The 21,213-nt window shown below is 68.8% G+C and carries 18 protein-coding genes and 1 pseudogene; 9 read left to right on the top strand and 10 right to left on the bottom strand.

Annotated features, from left to right (window positions below; translation table 11 throughout):
* Positions 1 to 6: 6 nt before the first annotated feature.
* Entirely contained in the window at positions 7 to 573 is a 567-nt protein-coding gene (gene rsmD, locus GY812_01845) for a 16S rRNA (guanine(966)-N(2))-methyltransferase RsmD (protein MCP4434228.1), read from the bottom strand.
* Positions 573 to 1,292, bottom strand: a complete 720-nt coding sequence (locus tag GY812_01840; GenBank protein MCP4434227.1) for a hypothetical protein — start codon at positions 1,290 to 1,292, stop codon at positions 573 to 575. Before GY812_01840 ends, rsmD begins: the two co-directional genes overlap by 1 nt.
* Positions 1,293 to 1,354: 62 nt before the next feature.
* Here GY812_01840 and GY812_01835 point away from each other — a divergent pair, with 62 nt between their 5' ends.
* Positions 1,355 to 2,554 (top strand): NADH:flavin oxidoreductase, encoded by a 1,200-nt coding sequence (locus GY812_01835; GenBank protein MCP4434226.1) that lies wholly within the window; start codon positions 1,355 to 1,357, stop codon positions 2,552 to 2,554.
* A gap of 14 nt (positions 2,555 to 2,568) precedes the next feature.
* Here GY812_01835 and recG read toward each other — a convergent pair whose 3' ends face one another.
* Positions 2,569 to 4,683 carry an ATP-dependent DNA helicase RecG gene (gene recG, locus GY812_01830; protein ID MCP4434225.1) on the bottom strand — a complete coding sequence of 705 codons (2,115 nt, stop codon included), beginning with the start codon at positions 4,681 to 4,683 and terminating at the stop codon, positions 2,569 to 2,571.
* Between the two features lie 50 nt (positions 4,684 to 4,733).
* Entirely contained in the window at positions 4,734 to 5,678 is a 945-nt protein-coding gene (locus tag GY812_01825; GenBank protein ID MCP4434224.1) for a DAK2 domain-containing protein, read from the bottom strand.
* A gap of 200 nt (positions 5,679 to 5,878) precedes the next feature.
* Here GY812_01825 and rpmB point away from each other — a divergent pair, with 200 nt between their 5' ends.
* The 5 genes and pseudogenes from rpmB (at position 5,879) to GY812_01800 (ending at position 10,977) form a co-directional block, all read left to right on the top strand.
* Complete coding sequence (gene rpmB / locus GY812_01820) at positions 5,879 to 6,088, top strand: 50S ribosomal protein L28 (protein MCP4434223.1); 210 nt, start codon at positions 5,879 to 5,881, stop codon at positions 6,086 to 6,088.
* A gap of 299 nt (positions 6,089 to 6,387) precedes the next feature.
* Positions 6,388 to 6,528 (top strand): annotated as a pseudogene (locus GY812_01815) (cold-shock protein).
* 228 nt (positions 6,529 to 6,756) lie between these two features.
* Positions 6,757 to 8,559 carry a phosphoenolpyruvate carboxykinase (GTP) gene (locus tag GY812_01810; protein MCP4434222.1) on the top strand — a complete coding sequence of 601 codons (1,803 nt, stop codon included), beginning with the start codon at positions 6,757 to 6,759 and terminating at the stop codon, positions 8,557 to 8,559.
* Positions 8,560 to 8,635: 76 nt separating this feature from the next.
* Positions 8,636 to 9,796 (top strand): glutamate--cysteine ligase, encoded by a 1,161-nt coding sequence (locus tag GY812_01805; protein MCP4434221.1) that lies wholly within the window; start codon positions 8,636 to 8,638, stop codon positions 9,794 to 9,796.
* A complete protein-coding gene (locus GY812_01800) occupies positions 9,793 to 10,977 on the top strand; it encodes an amidohydrolase (protein ID MCP4434220.1) in 1,185 nt (394 codons plus the stop codon). Before GY812_01805 ends, GY812_01800 begins: the two co-directional genes overlap by 4 nt.
* Before the next feature lie 27 nt (positions 10,978 to 11,004).
* Here GY812_01800 and GY812_01795 read toward each other — a convergent pair whose 3' ends face one another.
* Positions 11,005 to 11,358, bottom strand: a complete 354-nt coding sequence (locus tag GY812_01795) for a hypothetical protein (GenBank protein MCP4434219.1) — start codon at positions 11,356 to 11,358, stop codon at positions 11,005 to 11,007.
* A 61-nt stretch (positions 11,359 to 11,419) separates the two neighbouring features.
* On the opposite strand from GY812_01795, the gene GY812_01790 reads away from it, so the two are divergent.
* Complete coding sequence (locus GY812_01790) at positions 11,420 to 11,743, top strand: hypothetical protein (protein MCP4434218.1); 324 nt, start codon at positions 11,420 to 11,422, stop codon at positions 11,741 to 11,743.
* Positions 11,744 to 11,760: 17 nt separating this feature from the next.
* Here GY812_01790 and GY812_01785 read toward each other — a convergent pair whose 3' ends face one another.
* From GY812_01785 to GY812_01775, 3 genes are read right to left on the bottom strand one after another with little or no spacing between them, the layout of a single operon-like run.
* Positions 11,761 to 12,558 (bottom strand): GlcNAc-PI de-N-acetylase, encoded by a 798-nt coding sequence (locus GY812_01785; GenBank protein MCP4434217.1) that lies wholly within the window; start codon positions 12,556 to 12,558, stop codon positions 11,761 to 11,763.
* A gap of 48 nt (positions 12,559 to 12,606) precedes the next feature.
* Positions 12,607 to 16,173, bottom strand: a complete 3,567-nt coding sequence (locus GY812_01780; protein ID MCP4434216.1) for an AAA family ATPase — start codon at positions 16,171 to 16,173, stop codon at positions 12,607 to 12,609.
* Positions 16,170 to 17,321 (bottom strand): exonuclease SbcCD subunit D, encoded by a 1,152-nt coding sequence (locus GY812_01775; GenBank protein ID MCP4434215.1) that lies wholly within the window; start codon positions 17,319 to 17,321, stop codon positions 16,170 to 16,172. The genes GY812_01780 and GY812_01775 overlap by 4 nt, the downstream gene beginning before the upstream one ends.
* A 57-nt stretch (positions 17,322 to 17,378) precedes the next feature.
* Here GY812_01775 and GY812_01770 point away from each other — a divergent pair, with 57 nt between their 5' ends.
* Positions 17,379 to 17,813 (top strand): DUF1330 domain-containing protein, encoded by a 435-nt coding sequence (locus GY812_01770; protein MCP4434214.1) that lies wholly within the window; start codon positions 17,379 to 17,381, stop codon positions 17,811 to 17,813.
* A 7-nt stretch (positions 17,814 to 17,820) separates the two neighbouring features.
* On the opposite strand, the gene GY812_01765 is transcribed toward GY812_01770, so the two are convergent.
* Positions 17,821 to 19,101, bottom strand: a complete 1,281-nt coding sequence (locus GY812_01765) for an MFS transporter (protein MCP4434213.1) — start codon at positions 19,099 to 19,101, stop codon at positions 17,821 to 17,823.
* Between the two features lie 230 nt (positions 19,102 to 19,331).
* Between GY812_01765 and GY812_01760 the strand changes: the two genes are divergently transcribed.
* Positions 19,332 to 20,414, top strand: a complete 1,083-nt coding sequence (locus GY812_01760) for a hypothetical protein (GenBank protein MCP4434212.1) — start codon at positions 19,332 to 19,334, stop codon at positions 20,412 to 20,414.
* Between the two features lie 61 nt (positions 20,415 to 20,475).
* Here the strand turns inward: GY812_01760 and GY812_01755 are convergent, their stop codons facing one another.
* Positions 20,476 to 21,114, bottom strand: a complete 639-nt coding sequence (locus GY812_01755) for a TetR/AcrR family transcriptional regulator (GenBank protein MCP4434211.1) — start codon at positions 21,112 to 21,114, stop codon at positions 20,476 to 20,478.
* Positions 21,115 to 21,213 lie beyond the last annotated feature (99 nt).

The raw sequence follows: 21,213 nt of genomic DNA, 5'->3' as shown, positions 1-21,213 counted from the left end.
GGGATGTCATTCCCCTTCTGAACTGTGGTCCGAGCCCCCGGATCGACCCGGGCGCTCCACGATGGTCACCACCGTAGTGCCATAGGTGCGTCGCCTCACCACCGACCAATCACCGTCGATCTGCAGCTCCCGGCCTGACTCGAGCACCGCCATCGGGGCCGGTAGTGCATCGAGCAGCTCGGCCCAACCATCGAAGTCGTACGGCGGGTCCGCAAGCACGATGTCATAGGCCGCGCTGCGCGCCGCAGGCGAGCGCAGGTGGTCGAACACATCGCGTCGCAGCACGGTTGCCCGGCCCCCGAACCGGGTGGTCGCCAGGTTCTCGTTGACCGCTTCGACAGCAGCGCGGGACGCGTCTGTGAACGTGCAGCGCTCGGCACCGCGCGACAGCGCCTCGATGCCGAGCGCCCCGCTACCCGCGAAGGCATCGAGTACGCGGGCGCCCTCGATCGCCCCGAGCGACCCGAGCGCATTGAACGTGGCTTCGCGGACCCTGTCGGTGGTGGGTCGCACCTCCCTGCCCGGCGGTGCGACAAGACGAAGGCCCCGCGCTGTGCCGGCGACCACACGCATCAGCCGACCAACGCGGCGGGCGGCAGCGTCGGAAGCGATGAAACAGGCGCGAAGGCGATGGTGATCGCGGAGTCGGCCCCGATGATCGGCACATCCTCGGGGTCGGTCACCACGAGGCGCACGTCAGTACCGCTGTCGACCGCGGCGGGCGTGTAGTACCAGAGCTGCACCTCGCCCGGCTCGGCTCCGTCGCGGCCGAGTACGCAAGGATCGCCGGTGGAGAACGTGCTACCTGCGACAGCCACGGATTCACCGTCGACATCCACCGCCTGGGGAGCCCAGCGCTCGTCCATCGAAACCGAACCGGTTCCGAGCTCGACCCCGACCAGCGACATGACGTCGCCGATGGTCACGGCGTGGCCGACCTCGTCACCGTCGCCGGGGGCCACGGTCAGCAGGCCCGACGAGTCGACGGCCAGCCCACCTGTCGCAGCGACCGCGGGGATCTCCAGGAACCGGCCGCAGATGTTGACGCCGATCCACACCGGCCAGGTGTCACCGACCGCAACGCCATCGCCGAGCGCCGCGATGTCCTCGGCCAGCACGGTCTCCGGGGCGAGGGCGCTGACCTCACCGGAGTGGTCGTGGGTGACGTCGTCGGTGGGCCGTGGGCGGTTCGATTCGAAGCCGCTCTCGTCGTCACCGCCCGAACACGCCGCGCAGAGAAGCGCCACGACCACAAGGGCTGCCCGAATGCAGAGGCGGAGTTTCGCAGGCACATCCGGACAGTACCGGGTGCGCCGTGGCTCCCCAGCGTCGCGTGTGACAGGCTCCAACTGCGATGAGCAGCGCCAAGAGCAACGAGCCGCCCACAACGAACCGGCCCGCCCCGGGCACCTGGAACACCCCGGTCGAGCTCGGCCCGCTGACCCTGCGAAACCGGGTCATCAAGGCCGCGACCTTCGAGGGCCGCTGCGAGAAGAACCAGGTCTCCGACGAGCTGATCGAGTTCCACCGCGAGGTCTCCGCCGGTGGAGTGGCCATGACCACTCTCGCGTTCTGTGCCGTGTCACGCGATGCCCGCGGTGCACCCGGCGAGCTGGTGCTGTCCTCACAGAGCGCGCCCGGCCTCTCCCGCCTGGCCGACGCCGTGCACGCCGAGGGTGCGCTCGTGGCCGCACAGGTGGGCCACGCCGGCGCGGTCGCTGCAGGAATCGGCGTGAAGGCCGCTTCCCCGTCGCCGGTGTTCTCACCTCTTGCGATGCAACGCACCCGCGGGCTGGAAGAGACAGAGATCCGGTCGATCATCGGTGACTTCGCCGCCGGGTCCCGGTTGCTGGCCGAAGCCGGTTTCGATGCCATCGAGCTGCACTTCGGCCACGGATACCTGCCATCGGAGTTCCTGAGCCCGAAGCTCAACAAGCGCAACGACGGCTGGGGTGGCTCGATCGAGAACCGCGCCAGGTTCTGCCGCGAGATAGCAGGGGCTGTTCGGTCTGCTGTGGGCGACGAGGTGGCGGTCACCGCGAAGCTCAACATGGACGACGGCGTGCGCGGCGGCCTCTGGCTGGACGAATCGGTGAAGGTCGGCCGCCTCCTCGAGGACGACGGACACCTCGACGCGCTGGAGCTCACCTGCGGCAGTTCGCTTCAGAACCCCATGTACCTCTTCCGTGGCGAGGTGCCGCTGGACGAGATGTCGATCGCGGTGCCCAAGATGGTGCGCCCGGGCTTCAGGATCGCCGGCGGCCTCTTCCTCAAGGAGTACCCCTTCGAGGAGGCCTACATGCTGCCGATGGCGAGGCAGTTCCGCGAGGCTCTGTCCATGCCGTTGATCCTCCTCGGTGGCATCAACCGCGCCGACACCATCGACCGGGCGGTTGAGGACGGCTTCGAGATGGTCGCCATCGGCCGCGCTCTGCTGCGCGACCCACAGCTGCTGAGGAAGTTCGAGGCGGGCGAGGCCGAAGAAGGCCTGTGCGTGCACTGCAACAAGTGCATGCCCAGTATCTACACCGGCACCCGCTGTGTGCTCGTCTGAGCGGAGCCGGCCCCTCAGCCCTTGGTGAGGAACTCCTCGTCCTCGTCCGCGAGCAGAACGTCGATCTCCTCGGCCAGCAGCGGGTGGGCATCGAGGCCGGTGCCGTCGCCCACCAGGTCGAACGCCACTGCGCGCGCCTGTTCGACCAGCGGCCGGTCGCGGCGCAACGAGGCCAGCTTCAGGTCGCTGCGGCCTTTCTGTGAGGTGTCCATCACGGTGCCTTCGCCCCGTAGTTCGAGGTCGACCTCCGCGAGTTCGAACCCGTCGGTCGTGCGCACCATGGCCGCGAGGCGTTGCTCGCCGTCGGGAGTCAGCTCGTGGTGGGCGATCAGCACGCAGTGGCTCGGATGGCTGCCCCGCCCGACCCGGCCCCGCAACTGGTGCAGCTGTGCGATGCCGAAGTGGTCGGCATCCAGCACCACCATCACAGTGGCCTCGGGGATGTCCACCCCCACCTCCACCACAGTCGTGGCAACCAGCACGTCAAGTCCGCCGTTGCGGAAGGCCTCCATTACCGGGTGCTTCTCGTCGGACTTCATGCGCCCGTGCAACAGGCCGACGGAGAGGTCAGCCAGCTCGCCGGTCGACAGTTCCTCATAGACCGTCTCGGCGGAGGCGGCCTGCACCTTCTCCGATTCGTCTATCAGCGGACAGACCACGAACGTGCGGTGTCCGGCGGCCGCTTGCTTGCGGACCAGATCCCAAGCCGAGTCGACCTCCTCGGTGCTGTGCGCGACACGGGTGAGGATGGGCTGGCGGCCGGGTGGCAGTTCGTCGAGCACGGTCACGTCCAGGTCGCCGTAGACAGTCATGGCCGCCGTGCGCGGGATCGGGGTGGCCGTCATCACCAACACGTCGGCGACGGTGCCGTCGGGATTCGGGGTGCGGAGCGCGGCTCGCTGCTCGACTCCGAAGCGGTGCTGCTCATCGATCACCGCCACGCCGAGCGAGGAGAACTCGATGGTGCCCTGGATGAGGGCGTGGGTACCGATCACGATGTCCACTGACCCATCCGCCAGCCCCGCTTCGGTACGGCGCCTCTCGGCTGCAGGTGTGCGGTTGGTGAGCAGCGCCACCACGAGAGGCCGGCTGCCGAAGAGGTTGTCGTCGGAGTCGAGGTCCACGCCTTCGAGCATCTTGCGCACACCCTCGGCGTGCTGCTCGGCCAGCACCTCGGTAGGGGCCATGAGCGCACCCTGGTGGCCGCCCTGTACCGCGGTGAGCATTGCAGCGAGCGCCACCACCGTCTTGCCCGCACCCACATCGCCCTGAAGCAGCCGGTGCATCGGCACCGGGCGCGCCATGTCGGCGCCGATCTCGTCGATCGCCTTCTGCTGGGCCTTCGTGAGGGGATAGGGCAGCCCCTCGACGAACCGGCCGACCAGCGGTTCCGCGCCGACTCCGACGTCATGGCGAATGCCGGTGGAAGTGGCCTCCATCTGACGCTTGGTGCGCACGAGCGACAGCTGGATGCGAAGCAGCTCATCGAATGCGAGGCGGTGGCGCGCTGCAGCCTGCTCGGCCATCGACTCGGGATCGTGGATGGCCCGCAGTGCTGCGGCGCGGTCGATCAGGTCGAGTCGGTCGAGCAGCTCCCCGGGCACCGGGTCGGCCAGACCGCGTGCATGGCACCGGTCGAGCACCTGGGTGACCCACGCACCGAGTTCCCAGCTGTTGAGGCCGGCCTTGCCGGACTGTGGGTAGATCGGCACGAGCCGCCCGGTGCGGTCACCCACCAGGTCGACCACCGGGTTGGTCATCTGGCGCTTGCCGCGGAACACCTCGACCTTGCCGAACAGCGCCACCTCACCCGTGACCGCCTCGGGGGCGAGCTGGCGGGCCCGCCACGGCTGGTTGAAGAACGTGCAGCGCAAGGAGGCCGAACCGTCGTGCACGTCAACCGTGACCATCGTCTTGCCCCGGCGGGTGCGGCGCGAGTCGGTGCGGCGCACCTCGCCGATGACGAGTGCCTCCTCGCCCTCCACAAGGTCGGCCACCCGGGCCTCTCGCGTGCGGTCCACGTAGCGGCGCGGATAGTGGAAGAGCAGGTCGGCCAGGCTGCGGATCTCCATCTGTGCGAGGCCATCGAGCTTCTTCGGCCCTACACGCGCGAGACGGTCGACTCCCATGGCCGACAGTTCGGCCAACGTGATGGGACCCGCGTTGTCCCCCGGTGCGCTCACCCGGCGGAGCCGACGAGTGAGTCGGCCAGGCCGTCGCCGCCGCCTGCGGCTTCGACAAGCGCGATGCGCAGCTCGCGGGGGCGGCCGACCTCGACGAGTGCCTCGACCACGGCACCCGGAACAGCGCTTCGCACAGCGACCGTCCACGAGTCGCCACCGACGTCCCAGGTGCGGATCTCGGCCATGCCCACCATCAACTCCTCGAGACTGGCCGCTACCTCGACGTCGGCGCCGTCGGGGATGAGCCGGCAGCTCACGTCGTAGAGCAGCAACGAGTCCCGGGCGGTCTGCTCCCCGGACGGCCCGGGGCGACTCGGCAGGGGCTCGCCCGTGACGATGCTGGCCAGCGTGTCGAGCACCAGCAACATGCCCGCAGCCGCCGGGTCGACGCTGCCGCGCGCCGCCAGGCGGGGGTCGTTCTGTGGGCCCCGCTCAAGCTCCTCTATGCCGGCACCGGCGGCGGAGAGGATGACCTCACCGAGCTCGGAGCCTCGGTCGAGGTCTGACAGAGCTGCATCCGCAGCCACGGCCACCACGGCAGTGAAGCCGCCCGGATGGCGACCGTCGTCCGAAGGGGTGAGGAGCTCCGCTCCCGCCTCGAGGCCCAGGGCAAACCGCTGCGAGTCGAGCTGGTCGGCGTTGCACAGCACGTCGCGCATGCCCTCCAGCAGCGTTGCCAAGCGTCGCCCCGACGGGCCAGTGGCTGCAGAGCGGGCGCCATTGACCATCGCAGCGGACACCGAGGCGAAGTCGCGGCCGCTTTCCGCCTCGGCAACCGCTGCCGACAGCGTCGCGGCCATGTCGGAGCCGACTCCCGACGCCGTACGCGCAGGAGTGCCGAGCGCATCGAGCGCAGCAGCATGGTCTTCGAGCACGCGGGCGGCCGTGGTGACTGCCTCCAACCATTCGCTCGGACCGAGCGTGTCGACCGGAACCGTCATGTCACCATCGTACCGAGGCCCCGGACATGAGGGGTTCGAAGCCGGGTCGTCGACGAGCGTCCGCTGGCCACTTGGGCGGCCGCCGCGGCCGGGGCTAACATGGACAGTCGGCCCGGAGCGCTCTGAGGTGTTCCGCACAGGGCCCGTTTCGAAACCCACCCCGCTGCCAGAGGCACGGGACCTGACCGAGGAAAGCAGCCATGGCTTCGGTGTGCGAGATCTGCGACAAGAAACCATCGTTCGGCATGAACGTCAGCCACTCCCACAGGCGCACCAAGCGTCGCTGGAACCCCAACATCCAGCGCATCCGTGTGCAGGTCGGTTCCACCACCAGGCGCATGAACGTGTGCACGAGGTGCATCAAGGCGGGCAAGGTCACCAAGCCGGCCCGCCGTGCTGCGCAGGCATGACCTTGCGGCCACAAGTGGCCGCACCTTCCACGACGGGCCGACGCGGCCCGTCGTTCCGCGTCCGGGCCAACCCGTCGTTACCCTCCAGTAGAGGCGATGCGGCGACGCTCGACCGCCCAACCCGTGACATCCGTCGCTCGCCGCTTTGTGGCGAAACGGTAGGCTCGCTAGCCTCACGACCAGATTGTTACTCCGTTCACAAGCGGCATTCTGCCCTCCGCGATTCCGACCGGAATCGCCGACCGGGGGCATGATCCAGCAGCCGGGTACGGAGATGACCGACTCCCAGGAGAGATCAGGTGCAAGGCGTCATCAAGTCCTACGACCCGGCCACCGGCGACGGAAGCCTGCTGTCGGACAAAGACCTGAGCGAGTACCTGCTCGCCGAGGACGCCTTGGAGGGATCGGTGTTCCGAATGCTCCGTCAGGGCCAGCGTGTCCGCTTCGAGCTCGACGGCTCAGGTCATGCAACGCAGCTGAGCCTGGGCTCCGAGGTCGACATGGGCACCCCCGACTTCGCGGGTCATGCGGACCCACTCACAGAGGGCGGATGACCCACCGCGGGCAAGACGTCGAGACCAGATTTCGTCAAATGACAACAGTTCCGGGCCATGCCAGCAGGCAACCAGAGGCATCCAGGAATACGGCACCCAGGGAATGAGGGAACCATGGCAGCAACTACCAGCAACCAGAAGCTGAAGGACTGGGTCGAGCACTGGGAAGGCGTGTTCGAACCGGACGACGTCTACTGGTGCGACGGCAGCGCCGAGGAATACGACCGTCTCTGCCAGGGGCTCGTCGACAGCGGCACCTTCGAGCGCCTCAGTGAAGCCAAGCGGCCCAACAGCTACCTCGCCCTCTCGGATCCCACAGACGTCGCCCGCGTGGAGGACCGTACCTTCATCGCCTGTGAGAACGCGATCGATGCAGGCCCCACCAACAATTGGCGCCCGCCGGCCGAGCTCAAGGCCGAGATGCTCGACCTGTACCGGGGCTCGATGCGTGGCCGCACCATGTACGTCGTTCCCTTCTCGATGGGTCCGCTCGGCTCCCCCATCGCCCACATCGGCGTGCAGCTCACCGACTCCCCCTACGTGGCCGTGTCCATGCGCATCATGACCCGCATGGGCCAGGGTGCCCTCGATGCTCTCGGCGACGGCGACTGGGTGCCCTGCCTGCACTCCGTCGGCTACCACCTGGTGGATTCCGAGGGCAACGAGCGAGACGACGTGCCGTGGCCCTGCAACGACAACAAGTTCATCTCGCACTTCCCCGAGACCCGCGAGATCTGGTCCTACGGCTCCGGCTACGGCGGCAACGCCCTGCTCGGCAAGAAGTGCTTCGCCCTTCGCATCGCCTCCACCATGGCCCGCGACGAGGGCTGGATGGCCGAGCACATGCTGATCCTCGGCCTCACGCCCCCCGAGGGCGAGACGAAGTACGTGGCGGCCGCGTTCCCCTCCGCCTGTGGCAAGACCAACATGGCGATGCTCATCCCCACGCTGCCGGGCTGGAAGGTCGAGACCGTGGGCGACGACATCGCCTGGATGAAGTTCGGTGACGACGGCCGCCTGCGCGCCATCAACCCAGAGGCAGGCTTCTTCGGAGTCGCCCCGGGTACCTCCGACTTCTCCAACTACAACGCCATGGCGTCCCTCAACGCCAACTCGATCTTCACCAACGTCGCCAAGACCGACGACGGCGACATCTGGTGGGAGGAGATGACCGACGAGGCTCCCGCCCACCTCACGGATTGGAAGGGCAACGACTGGACTCCCGACTCCGAGACCCCGGCCTCGCACCCGAATGCCCGCTTCACCGCACCGGCTTCGCAGTGCCCGTCGATCTCGGACAAGTGGGAGGACCCGGCAGGCGTGCCGATCTCGGCGATCCTGTTCGGCGGCCGCCGCGCCTCCAACGTGCCGCTGGTCACCGAGGCCCGCGACTGGACCCACGGCACCTTCCTGGGCTCGATCATGAGCTCCGAGAAGACCGCAGCCGCCGCCGGCGCGATCGGCCAGGTCCGCTTCGACCCCTTCGCCATGTTGCCGTTCATGGGCTACAACGTCGGCGACTACATCGGCAACTACCTGGAGATCGGCGCCAAGACCGATGAGGACAAGCTGCCCAAGGTCTACTGGGTCAACTGGTTCCGCAAGGACGAGGGCGGCAAGTTCATCTGGCCCGGCTTCGGCGAGAACAGCCGTGTGCTCAAGTGGATCATCGAGCGCGTCAACGGCACCGCCGACGCGCAGGAGACCCCGATCGGACTCGTCCCCACGCCCGACTCACTCGACCTCGACGGGCTCGACCTCTCCGACGCCGACCTCGAGACCCTGCTCACCGTCGACAACAACGCGTGGAAGGAAGAGTTGGAGCTCATCGAGGACCACTACGACTTCATCGGCGAGCGCCTGCCCGCGGCCATGAAGGCACAGCTGGAAGACCTGCGCACCCGCCTGTCCGAGTAGCAGCAGCCCGCCCGGCGCAGCGACCGGGCTGTGGCTCACAACCAGTGGGCGGCCATCCCGTTAGCTTTGGTTGGTGATGCGACAAGCCGCGTCCGCCGACCAGCCGATCGTCTTCAACTCCTCCCCCGCGCCCACCGTCGGCGTCGAGGTGGAGATGTGGTTGGTCGACCCGGACACGCGCGACCTCGTGCAGGGCGCCGACGGACTCCTGGAGGCCATCGGCAAGGGCCGCCCGGAAGGGCACCCGAAGGCCAAGCACGAGCTGTTCCGGTCCACTGTCGAGGTGATCACCGGCATCTGTGGAACCGTCGCCGACGCAGGCGATGACCTTCACGGCACCATCTCGGAACTCGGCGCCATCGCATCCACGCACGGACTCGACCTCATGTCGAGCGGCACGCATCCGTTCGCCCGCTGGCAGGACCAGGTCGTCTCGCCCGGCGACCGCTACGAGGCGTTCCTCGGGCGGCTTGGCTGGCCGGTTCAGCGCCTCGCCATAGCGGGCATCCACGTCCACGTCGGCGTGTCATCGGGCGAAGCGGCGGTGGCCATCAGCCAGGCACTGTGCGAACAGCTTCCGCTGCTGCTGGCACTGTCGGCCTCCAGCCCTTACTGGGAGGGCGCGGACACATCGCTGGCCAGCACGCGCACCAAGGTCTTCGAAGCGTTGCCCAACTCCGGGCTTCCTCCACACCTCGAGTCGTGGGCCGACTTCGAGGCGTTCATGCACGGCCTCCTGCGCGCCGGGGTGATCACATCGATTCGAGAGGTCTGGTGGGACATCCGGCCACACCCGGAGTTCGGCACGGTGGAGCTGCGCATGTGCGATGCAGTCCCCACGTTGCGCGAGACCCTGGCGGTCGCCGCCATCGCCCAGTGTCTCGTGGTACAGATGGAACGACGCCTGGCCACAGGAGAGCCGCTGCGTGCGCCGCGGGACTGGGTCAGCGCCGAGAACAAGTGGCTGGCGTGCCGTCACGGGCTCGGGGCCCAACTCCTGGTCGGCGACGACGGCGAACGACGCCCTGCGGTCGCCTTGATCGAGGAGGTCATCGGCGAACTGGCACCGCTAGCAGACGAGCTCGGCTGCGGACCCGAACTGGCCAGCGCGCTCGACGTCACCGCCAGCGGCACGTCGGCCGACCGGCAGCGGGCGGTCGTGGCATCGGGCGGATCGACGCGCGATGTGGTTGCACAGCTGGTGGACGAGTTCCGTGGACCCGGCGGCTTCCTGTGAGTTCCGCGACCGAGAAGGCCATAGACGACTGGGTCCTCGAACACCACGATGACCTCGTCGCGTTCCGCCGGCTGCTCCACGCCCACCCCGAACCCAGCGGGGCCGAGTACGAGACCACCGAAGTGATCGTCGACAGGCTGTCAGCCGCCGGGCTGGAACCCACGGTGCTCGACAGCGGCACGGGTGTCGTATGCGATGTGGGCGACCCGACCTGCGGTCCCGCGGTGGTGCTGCGTGCCGACATAGACGGCCTGGCGATGCCCGACGAGAAGGACGTGGCGTACCGTTCACGCAACGACGGAGTGGCCCACTCCTGTGGTCACGACGTGCACACGGCGATGGTCCTGGGCGCGGGCCTCGCGCTCACACCGGCCCTACACGCCTCCGGCCAGAGCTTGCGCCTCGTGTTCGAGCCGTCAGAGGAACAGGTCCCCGGCGGAGCCGTGGAAGTGGTCGGCAGCGGATGGCTCGAAGGTGTGCGCTCGGTCTACGGACTTCACTGTGACCCGAAGCTCGACGTGGGCACCGTCGGCACCCGCCGCGGGGCCATCACGTCCGCTGCCGACCAGATCGACATCACCCTCACGGGACCGGGCGGCCACACCGCGAGGCCCGAACTCACCATCGACATGGTTTCGCTGGCATCCCGGGTCGCCGTGGAGCTGCCGCTGCTGGTACACGAGCGTGCCGCCGGCGACGTGCTGTTGGTGTTCGGCGCCATCCACTCGGGCGACGCTGCCAATGTGATTCCGGCCGGCGCGCACCTGGCCGGCTCGCTGCGCACACCCGACCGTGACGTCTGGGCCTCGGCGCAGTCCCTGCTGGCCGACTCGGTCGCCGCCCTCGTGGAACCCACGGGTGCCGAGTGGTCCGTCGACCACCGCCGTGGAGTACCGCCCGTTGTCAACCACGACCGCGAAACGGCGCTGTTCGAGTCTGCGGTTCGCCGTTGCCTTGGCGCGGATGCTGTCCTTGAGACGCCCCGCAGCGCCGGCGGTGACAGCTACGCGTGGTACCTCGAGGCCACCGGGGGCACCTATGCGCGGCTTGGCACGCATCCGGGTGGCAATTCCGAGCGCATGGACCTGCACCGCGGTGACTTCGACGTCGACGAGTCGGCGATCGGAATCGGCGTACGTGTGATGGCCGCAGCCGTCTGCGCCGAACTCGGCCTGCCCTGAGGGGCCGTCGGGTGGCCAACGGGCAGGTCAGCCGAGGATCATGGCGCGGATACCGAGCCCCATCATGAACAGGCTGCCGAAGCCGTACAGCAGGTACTGCCAGGCACGGATCGAGAACCGGTAGCTGTAGAGGATCGCAATCGCCACGATCATGAGGAACCCGTAGAAGACGTGGAACTCGGGTGCCGGGATGTCCTCGCCGGCCAGCAGCCACACGCCCAGGACCACCTGCAGGCCCACCGCCACCTCGGCGGCACCAACGAACCACCAGATCGCCTTCACCCGCAAGGGCGCCAGCCAATGCGCAGCGAGGCACCAGATGCCTGCCAGGGCATTGGCGAGCACGACCGCCCACGCCCAGGTTGTGTGCAGTTCGAGCACGGCAGGCGAGCCTACCGGCGCGCCGTCGGGACAACAGTCATCGCAGTGCCATGCTGTGGCGGTGCGCAGTGCCCGTCTCATGGTCCACCGGTGCCTCATCGACGGCTCCGAGCTCAGGGTTCGCCACGGCACGGTCGTGGTGGCCAGCCGCGGCGATCACAACGACCTCGACTGGGAAGCCGTGATCGATGCGGCCGACGACCCGGCGGTGGAACTGGGTCGCAACGAACTGCAGCTCACCGTGATCGTCGGAGTGGACGATGCAGGCAGCGTCGAGCTCGCCGAGCTGAGTGGCGAGGCCCAGGTGGTCCGCTATGTCCAGAGCACGGTCGTGTGGCGCGGAGACGGCGCCCTCACGGGGTTCGACAGGGGTCGACTGTCCTGAGCCGGCGGTGCCCGCTGCTACCAGACCGAGGCCCGCATCTCCTCGCCTTGCCCCCTGGACTTGCCCGACTCGATGAACCACTCGGTGCCGAACGCCACCGAGAACATCTCGTCGTCGAGTTGCAGGAACCAGGACTCGGGTGAGATCTGGCTCGCATGCGCGGCCATCGCCTTGCGCTTGAGCCCGGTCTCCGCGGTCACGTCCAGACCGTGGGTGAGCTCAGCCTCGGGCTTGCCGAAATTGTCGTCGGGCTCGGGCACGTCCGCCCCGTCGGCAGCCTCCTCTGCAAGGGCGATGGCCTGCTCGGCCATGGCCCTGCGGATCTGGTCGCGGTTCATGGTGGCCTGCAGCACTCGAGGCACATCCGCCAGTTCTGCGGCACGGGTACCCACGCGGTGCACCTGGATGTGGTCCGGGTGTCCGTAGCCGCCGTTGTCGTCGTAGACGGTCAGCACGTCGGCCTCTTCCTCAGCCAGGATGGCCGCCAGCCGGTTGGCGGCCTGTTCCAGGTCGGCCTGCCAGAAGCTGTACGGGAAGTCGTTGGAGGGCTCGCCCATCATTCCGCTGTCGACGTAGCCGAGAAACTCCACCCGGTCGACGCCGAGCACCTCGGCTGCCGCGAACGTCTCGGGGATCCGCCGTTCCCAGAGGGCCTCCCCTTCGCCGAGTACTCCCGGTTGCGGCTCACCGCGCTCACCGCGGGTGGCGACGACCAGCACCACGCGGCCACCGGCCGCCTTGGTCTGGGCCATCAGGCCACCGGTGGCTATGGCCTCGTCGTCGGGATGGGCATGGAAGCAGACCAGTGTTGGCACGGGGGCCAAGCTATCGAACTGGCGAGCCTCCGCGACGCGGCCGGGCGGTCAGACGGTGACGAACTGCTTGAGCTCGGAGCCGCGCCGGTCGGCACGTGGAACCACCTCGATTGCGACCGGAAGCGCTTCCTTGATCGGCTCCACGTGGGAGATCAGCCCCACCATAGTGCCGCGGTCACGCAGGCCATCCAGGACTTCGATGACCGTGTCGACGGAATCGGCATCCAGGGTGCCGAATCCCTCATCGACGAAGAGGGCGTCGACGCTGCGGCCCGACCGTCCCGCAGTCAGCACGTCGGCGAGCCCGAGGGCCATCGCGAGCGACGCCTTGAAGGTCTCACCACCCGACAGCGAACGGGTGGGCCTGGAACGTCCGGTGTCCGCGTCTATCACGACGATATCGAGGCCGGATCGGGCGGCTCCGCTCACGTGCGATGAGTCGACATCGAGCTCGTAGCGGCCGGCGGTCATTGCGCGAAGGTGCGTGTTGGCGGCGCCGACCACCTCGCGGAGATAGGACGCCAGCACCCATGCCTCGAGGGTGACGCGCTTCAGTGTGCGGCGGCCGCTGACCACGCCCACGACGTCTTCGAGCATGTTGAGGCGGTCCTGCTCCGCTGCCGTCGAACCGAGGTGCTCCATTGCCGTGTCGAGTTGTGACTCCGCTGTATCGAGCTCGGCCCGGGTGGCCGCGAAGGCGGCCGTGGCACCAGACGCGGCAGCGCGGGTGGCCTCGGCTGCCTCCCGCAACGCCTCGAGGTCCGGAGCCTCGGAGGGCAGGTCGATCCCCTCGAGTTCCTCCAGCCCCGCCGCGACCACGGCCTCGGCCTCGCGCCTGGCGGTGATGGCCTTCTCGGCCTCGGCGAGTGCATCGTCGTCGAGCACGGCCGGGACGACCGCCGCCTCGTCGAGGAACGAAGATGAGGCAACCGCTGCCTCGACCTGCTCGGCGGCCAAGTCGACTTGCTCGCCGGTCGCTCGTGCCTTGATCGCCGACTCGCCGAGTCGCTGGGTGGCGCCGACGAGTTCCCGCAGTGTCGCCAGGAGGGGTTCGGGCGCCCTGCCGGCTGCCACCGAGGCCGCGCGGGCTTCGGCGCCGGTCGCCTCCCTGTCGATGCGAACGAGGTTCGAATCGATCACCTCCATGCTGGTCTGCATGCTGGCGCGGCGCAGGGTGGCGGCGGTGATGGTGGACTCGACCTGCACGACGTCGTGTTCCAGTGCCGCGATGTTGTCAGTGGCCTGCTGGGCCTCGGCAACCCGCGCCGCGGCCTCTGATGCGACGTGGTCCAGGTCAGAGATGCTGCGCTCGGCCGCACCTCCGAGCGCTCCTGTTGCCCGGTCGACCTCGGCCTTGATCTCCGCGATCTCCGCGTCGAGGCTGTCGAGGTCGCCACGGAGCTCATCGAGCACGGCGGTGCGGTCATCGATCAACTGCTGCAGCCGGTCACGCTCACCGGCGGCCTCCAGTGCACGTCTGTGGGACGTGCGGGCGGAACCGAGACGTTGTTCGAGCACGGCGGCGTTCGCGTCCGCGACTGCCGGGTTGGCGGCGAGCAGGCGGGCCACCGCCGCCTCGGCGGCCGTGGTGGCGTCGCGGGCGGCCACCGCACCTGCGCGCGCTGACTCCAGTGTGTCGAGGTCGACGCGGTCGGCAATGCGTCCGCCGGCGGCCGGCGCGGGGTGTTCGCGGGAACCACACACGCTGCACGGCTGGCCCGGTTCCAGCTCCTCCGCCAGCCGTGGCGCGGTGGAATCGACGTAGTGGTCGAAGGCCTGCTGTGCAGTCGATTCCGCATCGGACAATCGACGACGGCGGTCTGCAAGGTCGTCCTGCAGGCCCGACAGGTCCTCGAGGGCCTTGGTCATCGCCTCGATCTCCGCGACCTGCCGGGTTGCTGCCTCGAGCCCGTCTGCCAGCTGGGCCTGCGCTTCGAGAGCCGTGGACTTCTCCGCCAGGTCAGCGGCCGCAGCGTCGATGCCCGCGGCCAGGCGCGCGCGGGCCTCGCTTCGCATGTCACGAAGGGCACCGAGTTCGCTGAAGCTCCGGCGAGCCTGCGCGAGCGATTCTGCTGTGGCGGCCGACTCGGCCAGAGCCGGGAGCTGCGTCGCGAGGCCTCGAGCGGCCTCGAGGGCGCGTCGGGCGTCAACCAGTTCGTCGTTCGCGTTGGAGAGGCTGTTGTCCAACAGAGCGGCCGAGTTGGCCAACTCCTGGCGCTCGCTGCGCAGATCCTCGGCCTTCGCACGCAGCTCCCGCGCCTGGGTGCGGTCCGCGACAGCCCGCTCGCAATCGAGCAAGAGCTCGGACGCAGCGGAGCGCGTGAGGCGAGCCGCTGTGGCATCGTCGACACCCTCGCAGGGATACGGGAGCAGGCCATCGAGACGATCGAGGAGTTGCGCCATGTGCGACATCTCCCGCGCACTGGTGGCCCGAGAGGCTTCGTGCACCTCTGCGATGGAGTCGCGGCGGTCCATCGCCTCGACCAACGGCGCAGCCTCGCGGTGCCGAGCGACCGAGCCAACCCTGTGCTCGTGCTGGTCGCCCGTCGCCTCGAGCTCGGCGCGTTGGCCGCGCAGCTCGTCGCGGCGAGCGAGCCGGCGGGAGGCCACTTCGGCTTCGCCGAGTGTGCGGTCGGCCTCCACCGACACGGACCTGGCACGCTCGGCGGCTTCGGCCTGGCTCGCGAGCACCCCGCCGCGCAGCTGGCTGACCTGCTCGCGAAGCTCCTTGTCGCCGGGAGCCTCCGGTTCGAGGGAAACGTCGTGGTCGTCGACGCCGCGTTCGCGCAGGTCGATTACTTCGGCGCCCTGGTCCGCCGCGTCCGAAACCTCGCTGCCATCGTTTGCCGCAGTGCCTTCGGCAACCGCACCGGACGAGCCAGGCCGGCAGGCGGAGTCTGTGAGGCTCGCCACCTGCGCTTCATCGAGGCCGAGCCGGGCCCGCAGGTCGCGAAGCTGGCTCGCAGCGCTGGCTCGCAGCGCATCCGCCTTGCCGGCTGAGTGGCGGGTGCGGTCGCGCAGTGAATCGCGCTCGGCAGACAGGCGCTCGAGCACGCTGCGGAACACCTCGGTTCCGAACAGCGAACGCAGCAACTTCTCGCGGTCAGACGTGCTGGCGTTGAGCACGTCGGAGAAGTCGCCCTGGGGCAGCAGGACAACACGCTGGAACTGCTCTGCTGTGAGACCGAGCACCCGCTCCATGTGTTCGCGGATCTCGTTGACCTTGGACTCCACCGGCTCCCACGAGCCACCGCGCATCTGTTCGAGGCGGGCACTCGAGCTGACCTTGGCCATGCCGGCCCCGCGACGCGACTCGCGGTGCTGCTCAGGCTTGCGCGTGACCCGCCACTGCTCCCCGCCGGCAACGAATTCCAGGGTGACTTCGCACTCGGCAGCAGCGGCAGCATGGTCGCTGCGGATTCCGCGGTGCTTGGAGCGATGGCCGGGCAGCACCCCGTAGAGCGCATAGGTCATGGCATCGAGGATGGACGTCTTGCCCGCTCCCGTGGGGCCGCGGATCAGGAACGGGCGGTCTGCCGGAAGCTCGGTGAAGTCGACCACCACGGTGTCGGCAAAAGGTCCGAAGGCAGTTGCCTCCAGCCGGCTTGGCCTCATGCGGCTGCGAACTCACCGGTATCGGTGCCGTGCAGGGCGCCGTGCAACATGGCGCGCACCTCTTCGCCAGGCCGCTCGCCGCGCACGTCGCGCCAGAAGTCGTCGACCAGCTCACCGGGGGTGCGCACTGCGACCTCGCTGACGCTCAGGCCCTGGATGCCGTCGCGTCGCCCGCCGACCCACTCGACCTCGGCAAGCCACGGGAAGCTCGACCTCAGCAGCCTTGCGGCGTCGACCGGCCGCAGCTCGTCAGTGAGTTCTGCCCGCACGAAGTTGCGTGCATCGCCGGCGGACTCGGCCAGGTCTTCCAGGGTGCCGCGCACAGTGACGACGCTGCGCCCCACGGGCACCTCGACGGAGGTGACCCCCACAAGGCCAGCCTCATCGAGCTCGGCAATGCACACACTCTTCGGGCCGGTTTCCGAAAACGAGTAGGGCAGCGGCGACCCGCTGTAGCGGATGCGCTCCTCACCGGCCACGCTCTGGGGCTGGTGCAGATGGCCGAGGGCCACGTAGTCGAACCCCGAGAAGACCTCTGCGGAGACCATCGCCGCCTCGCCCACCGCGAGCTCACGCTCGGAGTCGCTGCGGGCGGCACCGGTGACGAACGCATGAGACAGGACCATGCTGGGAATGCCATCGGGCATGGCGGACCGGGCACCGTGCATGGCGAGTGCCAACACACCCTCGTGGCTGAGCGCCGACGCCTCCCGGAGCGGCTCCGCCACCTCGGAGGGGGCCATGTGGGGATCCAGGAAGGGCGTGGTGACGAGGGCGAGCGGATGGCCGCCCAAGTCGAGCTCCGTGACCGAGCCGGCGCGTGCGTATCCGCCGCGCAGGTACACCCCGGCGCCGTTGAGCAGGTCATCGAGGGCGGCGAGGCGGCCCGCGCTGTCGTGGTTGCCCGCAATCGCGGCCACCGTGGCGCCTGCGGAACGAAGGCGGCTGAAGACGTCGCACAGCAGCGTCCAGGCGTCGCCGGGCGGGATCGAGCGGTCGAACAGGTCACCCGACACGGCCACGAGGTCGATCTTCTCGCCGGCCACGAAGCCCACGAGCCAGTCACAGAAGGCTGCCTGGTCCTCAAGGAGGCGGTGATCCCCCAGTGAGCGCCCGAGGTGCCAGTCGGAAGTGTGCAGTACTCGCATGCCCCCAAAGCTACGAAGGGGGTGTGACAACGCTGCGGATTTGGCAGGATTCGGCCCATGACAGGACACATCGAACCGACCGAAGCCCAACTCGAACGCCTCATGGCATCAGGGATCGAAGGCCCGGTCACGATGCTCAACCTGCTGCGCTACCGCGACGTCGCCGACTACTCCGAGCACGCAGGCCTTGCTCCCACCGAGCCGGTCAGCGGCCGCGAGGCCTACGGGCTGTACTCCGCGGGCGTGCTGCCGATACTCGCAGGCCTCGGAGCGGCACCGGTGTTCTTCGGCGCCTGCAACCCGACGGTGATAGGCCCCGACGACGAGCAGTGGGATGACATGGCGCTGATCCGATACCCGGACCTGGCCACGTTCGCCGGCATGGTCGCCTCCGCTGAGTACCAGGCCATCATGGGCCACCGCACCGCGGCGCTCGCCGACAGCCGGCTCGTGCCGACCGACGCCGTGGCAGTACCCGACGGGTCGGCCTGAAACCTGCTCAGGAAGCAACGCCGCGGGCCTCCGCGGCTTCGTCGCGGGCGTCGTCGGCTGCCGCCATGACCGTGAATCGTCCGGTGGCGCGCAGCACGGCCGTGGTGACCACCAGCAACAGTCCGGCCGCCACGGTCGTCGCCCGCAGGCCCACCACGTCGGCCACGAGCCCCCACACGAGCAGCCCGAGAGGCAGAGCGCCCGTGAGGCACATCAGGTAGATCGCGATGACCTTGCCGCGCAGGTGGTCGTGCACGACCAGCTGGATGGTGGTGTTGATCGTGGATGCGATGCCCAGGTAAGCGCCACCGAACACCATCAGAGCGACCACTGCGACCCAGTACCCCGGCGACAACCCGACCGCCGCCACGGCCAGACCATAGAGGCCCATGAATCCGGCCAGCAGCCGCGCCCGCGGCATCTTGGGGGCGACCTTGAGCAGGGCCGGGGCGAACAACAGCGAACCGATTCCACCTGCGCCGAACAGCAGGCCTAGCTGCCAGCCCTCGACCACGAATTCCTCCTCGCCATACACGGGCAGGAAATTGAACAGCGGCGAACCCAGGCCGGCCACCGCGATGATCGCCATGCAGCACGCCAGGATCGCCGGTGTGGCGAGTATGTGCCTGGCCGCTTCGGCCATGCCGCCGAGCGCGGAGCCCCGTAACCCGGCATGGCCCCCGGGGCGCTTGCCACCGGCCGAGCGGATCACGACCAGCACCGCGATCACCGCGAGGAACGACACCGCGTTGAACAGGAACGCCGCCTGCACCCCGAACACAGCGATCACCACTCCGGCGAGGAACGGTCCCACCGCGCGCGCGGCGTTGAACTGCGTGCTGTTCAGTGTGACCGCCCCCAACAACAGGTCCCTCGGCACCAACTCCACCACGAACGCCTGCCAGACCGGAGTTGCCAGGCCTCCGAGGAGCCCGAACACGAACGCCAGCGCCGTGATCGACCAGAGCTCCGCCCGACCCGATGCCTGCAGGGCCCACAACGCCAACGCCGCGCCCATCATGGCCACCTGGGTCACCAGCAGCAGACGTCGGCGGGCGAACCGGTCAGCAAGGGTGCCTCCCACCGCTCCCATGACCATGAACGGCAGATACTGGAACAGCCCGGTGACACCCACCGCGCCCGTGGTGCCCGAGATCTCGTAAACGGCGTAGGGGATCGCGGCCCCCTGCATCCAGGTCCCCGTGTTCGACACTAGGGCGGCGAACCAGAACCGCCGGAAGTCGACCACGCCGAACGCCGAGGAGGGCTCCTCGATGGGTGTTGCCATGGCTGGGTCACACTACCCGGCGCCTTGAGTGCCCCCTCAGTACGGGCAATTCATCCCATCGCCACGGGGTCCCGCAACCCGCACAATCGGTAGATAGCGGCGGCGGGAAGTGGCCGCGGGTCGGGCACCTCCGGGTGGGGTTGCCCGGCCCTGCGGTCCAACTCCGCCGTCGCCCCGCAACTGGCGGACGGTCCGGCTGTGACCGCCCACCAACGAGAGTCGAGGCATGGATGGAACCACCGGTCGATCCCCACGAGCGCCACGAGGCAACGTCACACCCTGAGGATGTGGCGGAACTGGGTGGAGTCTCTGGCGTCGGGGGGATCGAGCGGGTGGGATCGCAGACCAGGGCCTGCTGGGAGCGGTTCCACGACGACCTCGACACCACGGTCGACGGGGCCGGAGACGGCACCGTCATCGAGCTGCACGAAGTCGGCTCGGACTGGCGCATGGGCATCTCGGTCGGCTGGCCGGGAGTGGATGGCCCCGGCACTTTCGCCTACCACCTCCAACTGGGCTCCGACCTCGATGGCGAGCTCGGGCCCTGGGCGCTCACCCGATACTGCCGCAGCGTCGGTTTCGAGGCCACGAAGGTGGCCGGCGAGGTGGCGACACTCGGCCTGGAATCGGATCCGAGCGGAGTCTCCAACCCCTCGATGATCGCCAGCGGGCCGGTCGGGCACCTAGAGGTCGCCGACATGGCCGTGGAGGCAGTGCGCAACGCCTTCGGGGTGGACGACCCCTCGAGGCTGCAGGTAACGGTTCGCACCGGGTCGCCGCCACGGCAGCCCACCGCCGCGGAGGCCAACTCGTCCGGCTGTGGCGAGCGACCGGACTGGGCGAAGTCCATCGGTTTCGACTCCGAGCCCGATGTGTCACCAGATGGCCACGAAGTGGTCGGCTGGGTCGACAACGTGCTCGTGGAGGTGACCCGCGACGCCGACTCACTGCCCGGACTCGAGTTGACCGTCGCAAGGGCGCGACTCACCGACCCGAACTGCGTGCCGCTCACCGTGCCCTCGGGCAACGCGGCTTCGTTCATGACCTGGCTGCGCGATTCCGGCGGCAACGGAATCACCGTGGAGACCGTGACATCCACCGGTCGCCTGACCCACGCGTGGGCCACGCGAATGCTCTGCAGTGACACCGCACCGGCACCCGCGCTGGGACGCATCAAGGCCCTGGACGGCGCAGGCCAGGCGGACCCGGCCAGCGAGGCGGTCGACGCCGTTCTCGGATTCGTGCGTGAGGCCCGCAGGAACCATCCCGACGCAATGCGGCCGACCCGGGTGATTCTCCGGATGGACATCTGACAGCCGTCCGGCTCGCCGGTCCCCCCGACCGCCGATCGTCAAGTCGCCGGTTGTCCCGGACTCACTCGACCAGTGAGCTGCGCGCCGCAGCGGCACCGAAGCCCGCCACCACCGAGTGGGTGAGCGTGCTGATCAGCTCCGCCCGGCTGGGCATGCCGCGCTGCGCCCATGACTCGATGGAGAAGAGCAGGAACCCGAACGCGCCGTCCACCAGCACGGCCCTTGCGCCGGGGTCGATGTGGGGGTTGGCGATCTCTGCCAGCGCACCGCCACGTTCGCGGATCACGTCGACGAGGGCGTTGTCGAAGAACCCGCGGTCTCCCGATCGGATGGTGCGCACGAGGAAGCCGTAGATGGCGGGCTCGTGTTCGACCAGGTCGACCAGCGAGGTCACGATGACTCCTACCGCAGCCGGGAAGTCGAGCTCGTCTGCATCCGGGCCGCCTACGGCGTCGGCTGCCTCGTTGGTCACGTTGTCGGCAAGGGCCACTGCGATGGCGTCGGCCAGTCCGAGGCGGTCCCCGAAATGGCCGTAGAGGACCGGCTTGGAGACTCCTGCGGTGGCCGCTATGTCGTCGATGGACACGTCGGAGCCGTGGGCCCGGATTGCCTCCATCGCCGATTGCAGCAGCCTGGCGCGCTGCTCGGCGCGCTGAGCGTCGGTGAGGCGGGGCCGACCCCTCTTGGCTCCCTTTGCCATGCCAACGACCGTAGTCTGCGCGCCCCGTGGACCAGGATGTGCAGCGACCAGCGAGGCCTGCGTGCGCTGGTGGACGAACCATGCTTGCATTTATCTACG

The organism is Actinomycetes bacterium (genome assembly GCA_024222295.1).
Lineage (GTDB): Bacteria > Actinomycetota > Acidimicrobiia > Acidimicrobiales > Microtrichaceae > JAAEPF01.
Note: the sequence above shows the minus strand (reverse complement) of the source record. Positions and strands in the feature narration are given on the sequence as shown.

Coding starts and splice junctions, on each gene's coding strand:
- rsmD (MCP4434228.1), bottom strand. CDS start 573: ATGCGTGTGGTCGCCGGCACAGCGCGGGGCCTTCGTCTTGTCGCACCG.
- GY812_01835 (MCP4434226.1), top strand. CDS start 1,355: ATGAGCAGCGCCAAGAGCAACGAGCCGCCCACAACGAACCGGCCCGCC.
- recG (MCP4434225.1), bottom strand. CDS start 4,683: ATGGGAGTCGACCGTCTCGCGCGTGTAGGGCCGAAGAAGCTCGATGGC.
- GY812_01825 (MCP4434224.1), bottom strand. CDS start 5,678: ATGACGGTTCCGGTCGACACGCTCGGTCCGAGCGAATGGTTGGAGGCA.
- rpmB (MCP4434223.1), top strand. CDS start 5,879: ATGGCTTCGGTGTGCGAGATCTGCGACAAGAAACCATCGTTCGGCATG.
- GY812_01810 (MCP4434222.1), top strand. CDS start 6,757: ATGGCAGCAACTACCAGCAACCAGAAGCTGAAGGACTGGGTCGAGCAC.
- GY812_01805 (MCP4434221.1), top strand. CDS start 8,636: ATGCGACAAGCCGCGTCCGCCGACCAGCCGATCGTCTTCAACTCCTCC.
- GY812_01780 (MCP4434216.1), bottom strand. CDS start 16,173: ATGAGGCCAAGCCGGCTGGAGGCAACTGCCTTCGGACCTTTTGCCGAC.
- GY812_01775 (MCP4434215.1), bottom strand. CDS start 17,321: ATGCGAGTACTGCACACTTCCGACTGGCACCTCGGGCGCTCACTGGGG.
- GY812_01770 (MCP4434214.1), top strand. CDS start 17,379: ATGACAGGACACATCGAACCGACCGAAGCCCAACTCGAACGCCTCATG.
- GY812_01765 (MCP4434213.1), bottom strand. CDS start 19,101: ATGGCAACACCCATCGAGGAGCCCTCCTCGGCGTTCGGCGTGGTCGAC.
- GY812_01760 (MCP4434212.1), top strand. CDS start 19,332: ATGGAACCACCGGTCGATCCCCACGAGCGCCACGAGGCAACGTCACAC.
- GY812_01755 (MCP4434211.1), bottom strand. CDS start 21,114: ATGGCAAAGGGAGCCAAGAGGGGTCGGCCCCGCCTCACCGACGCTCAG.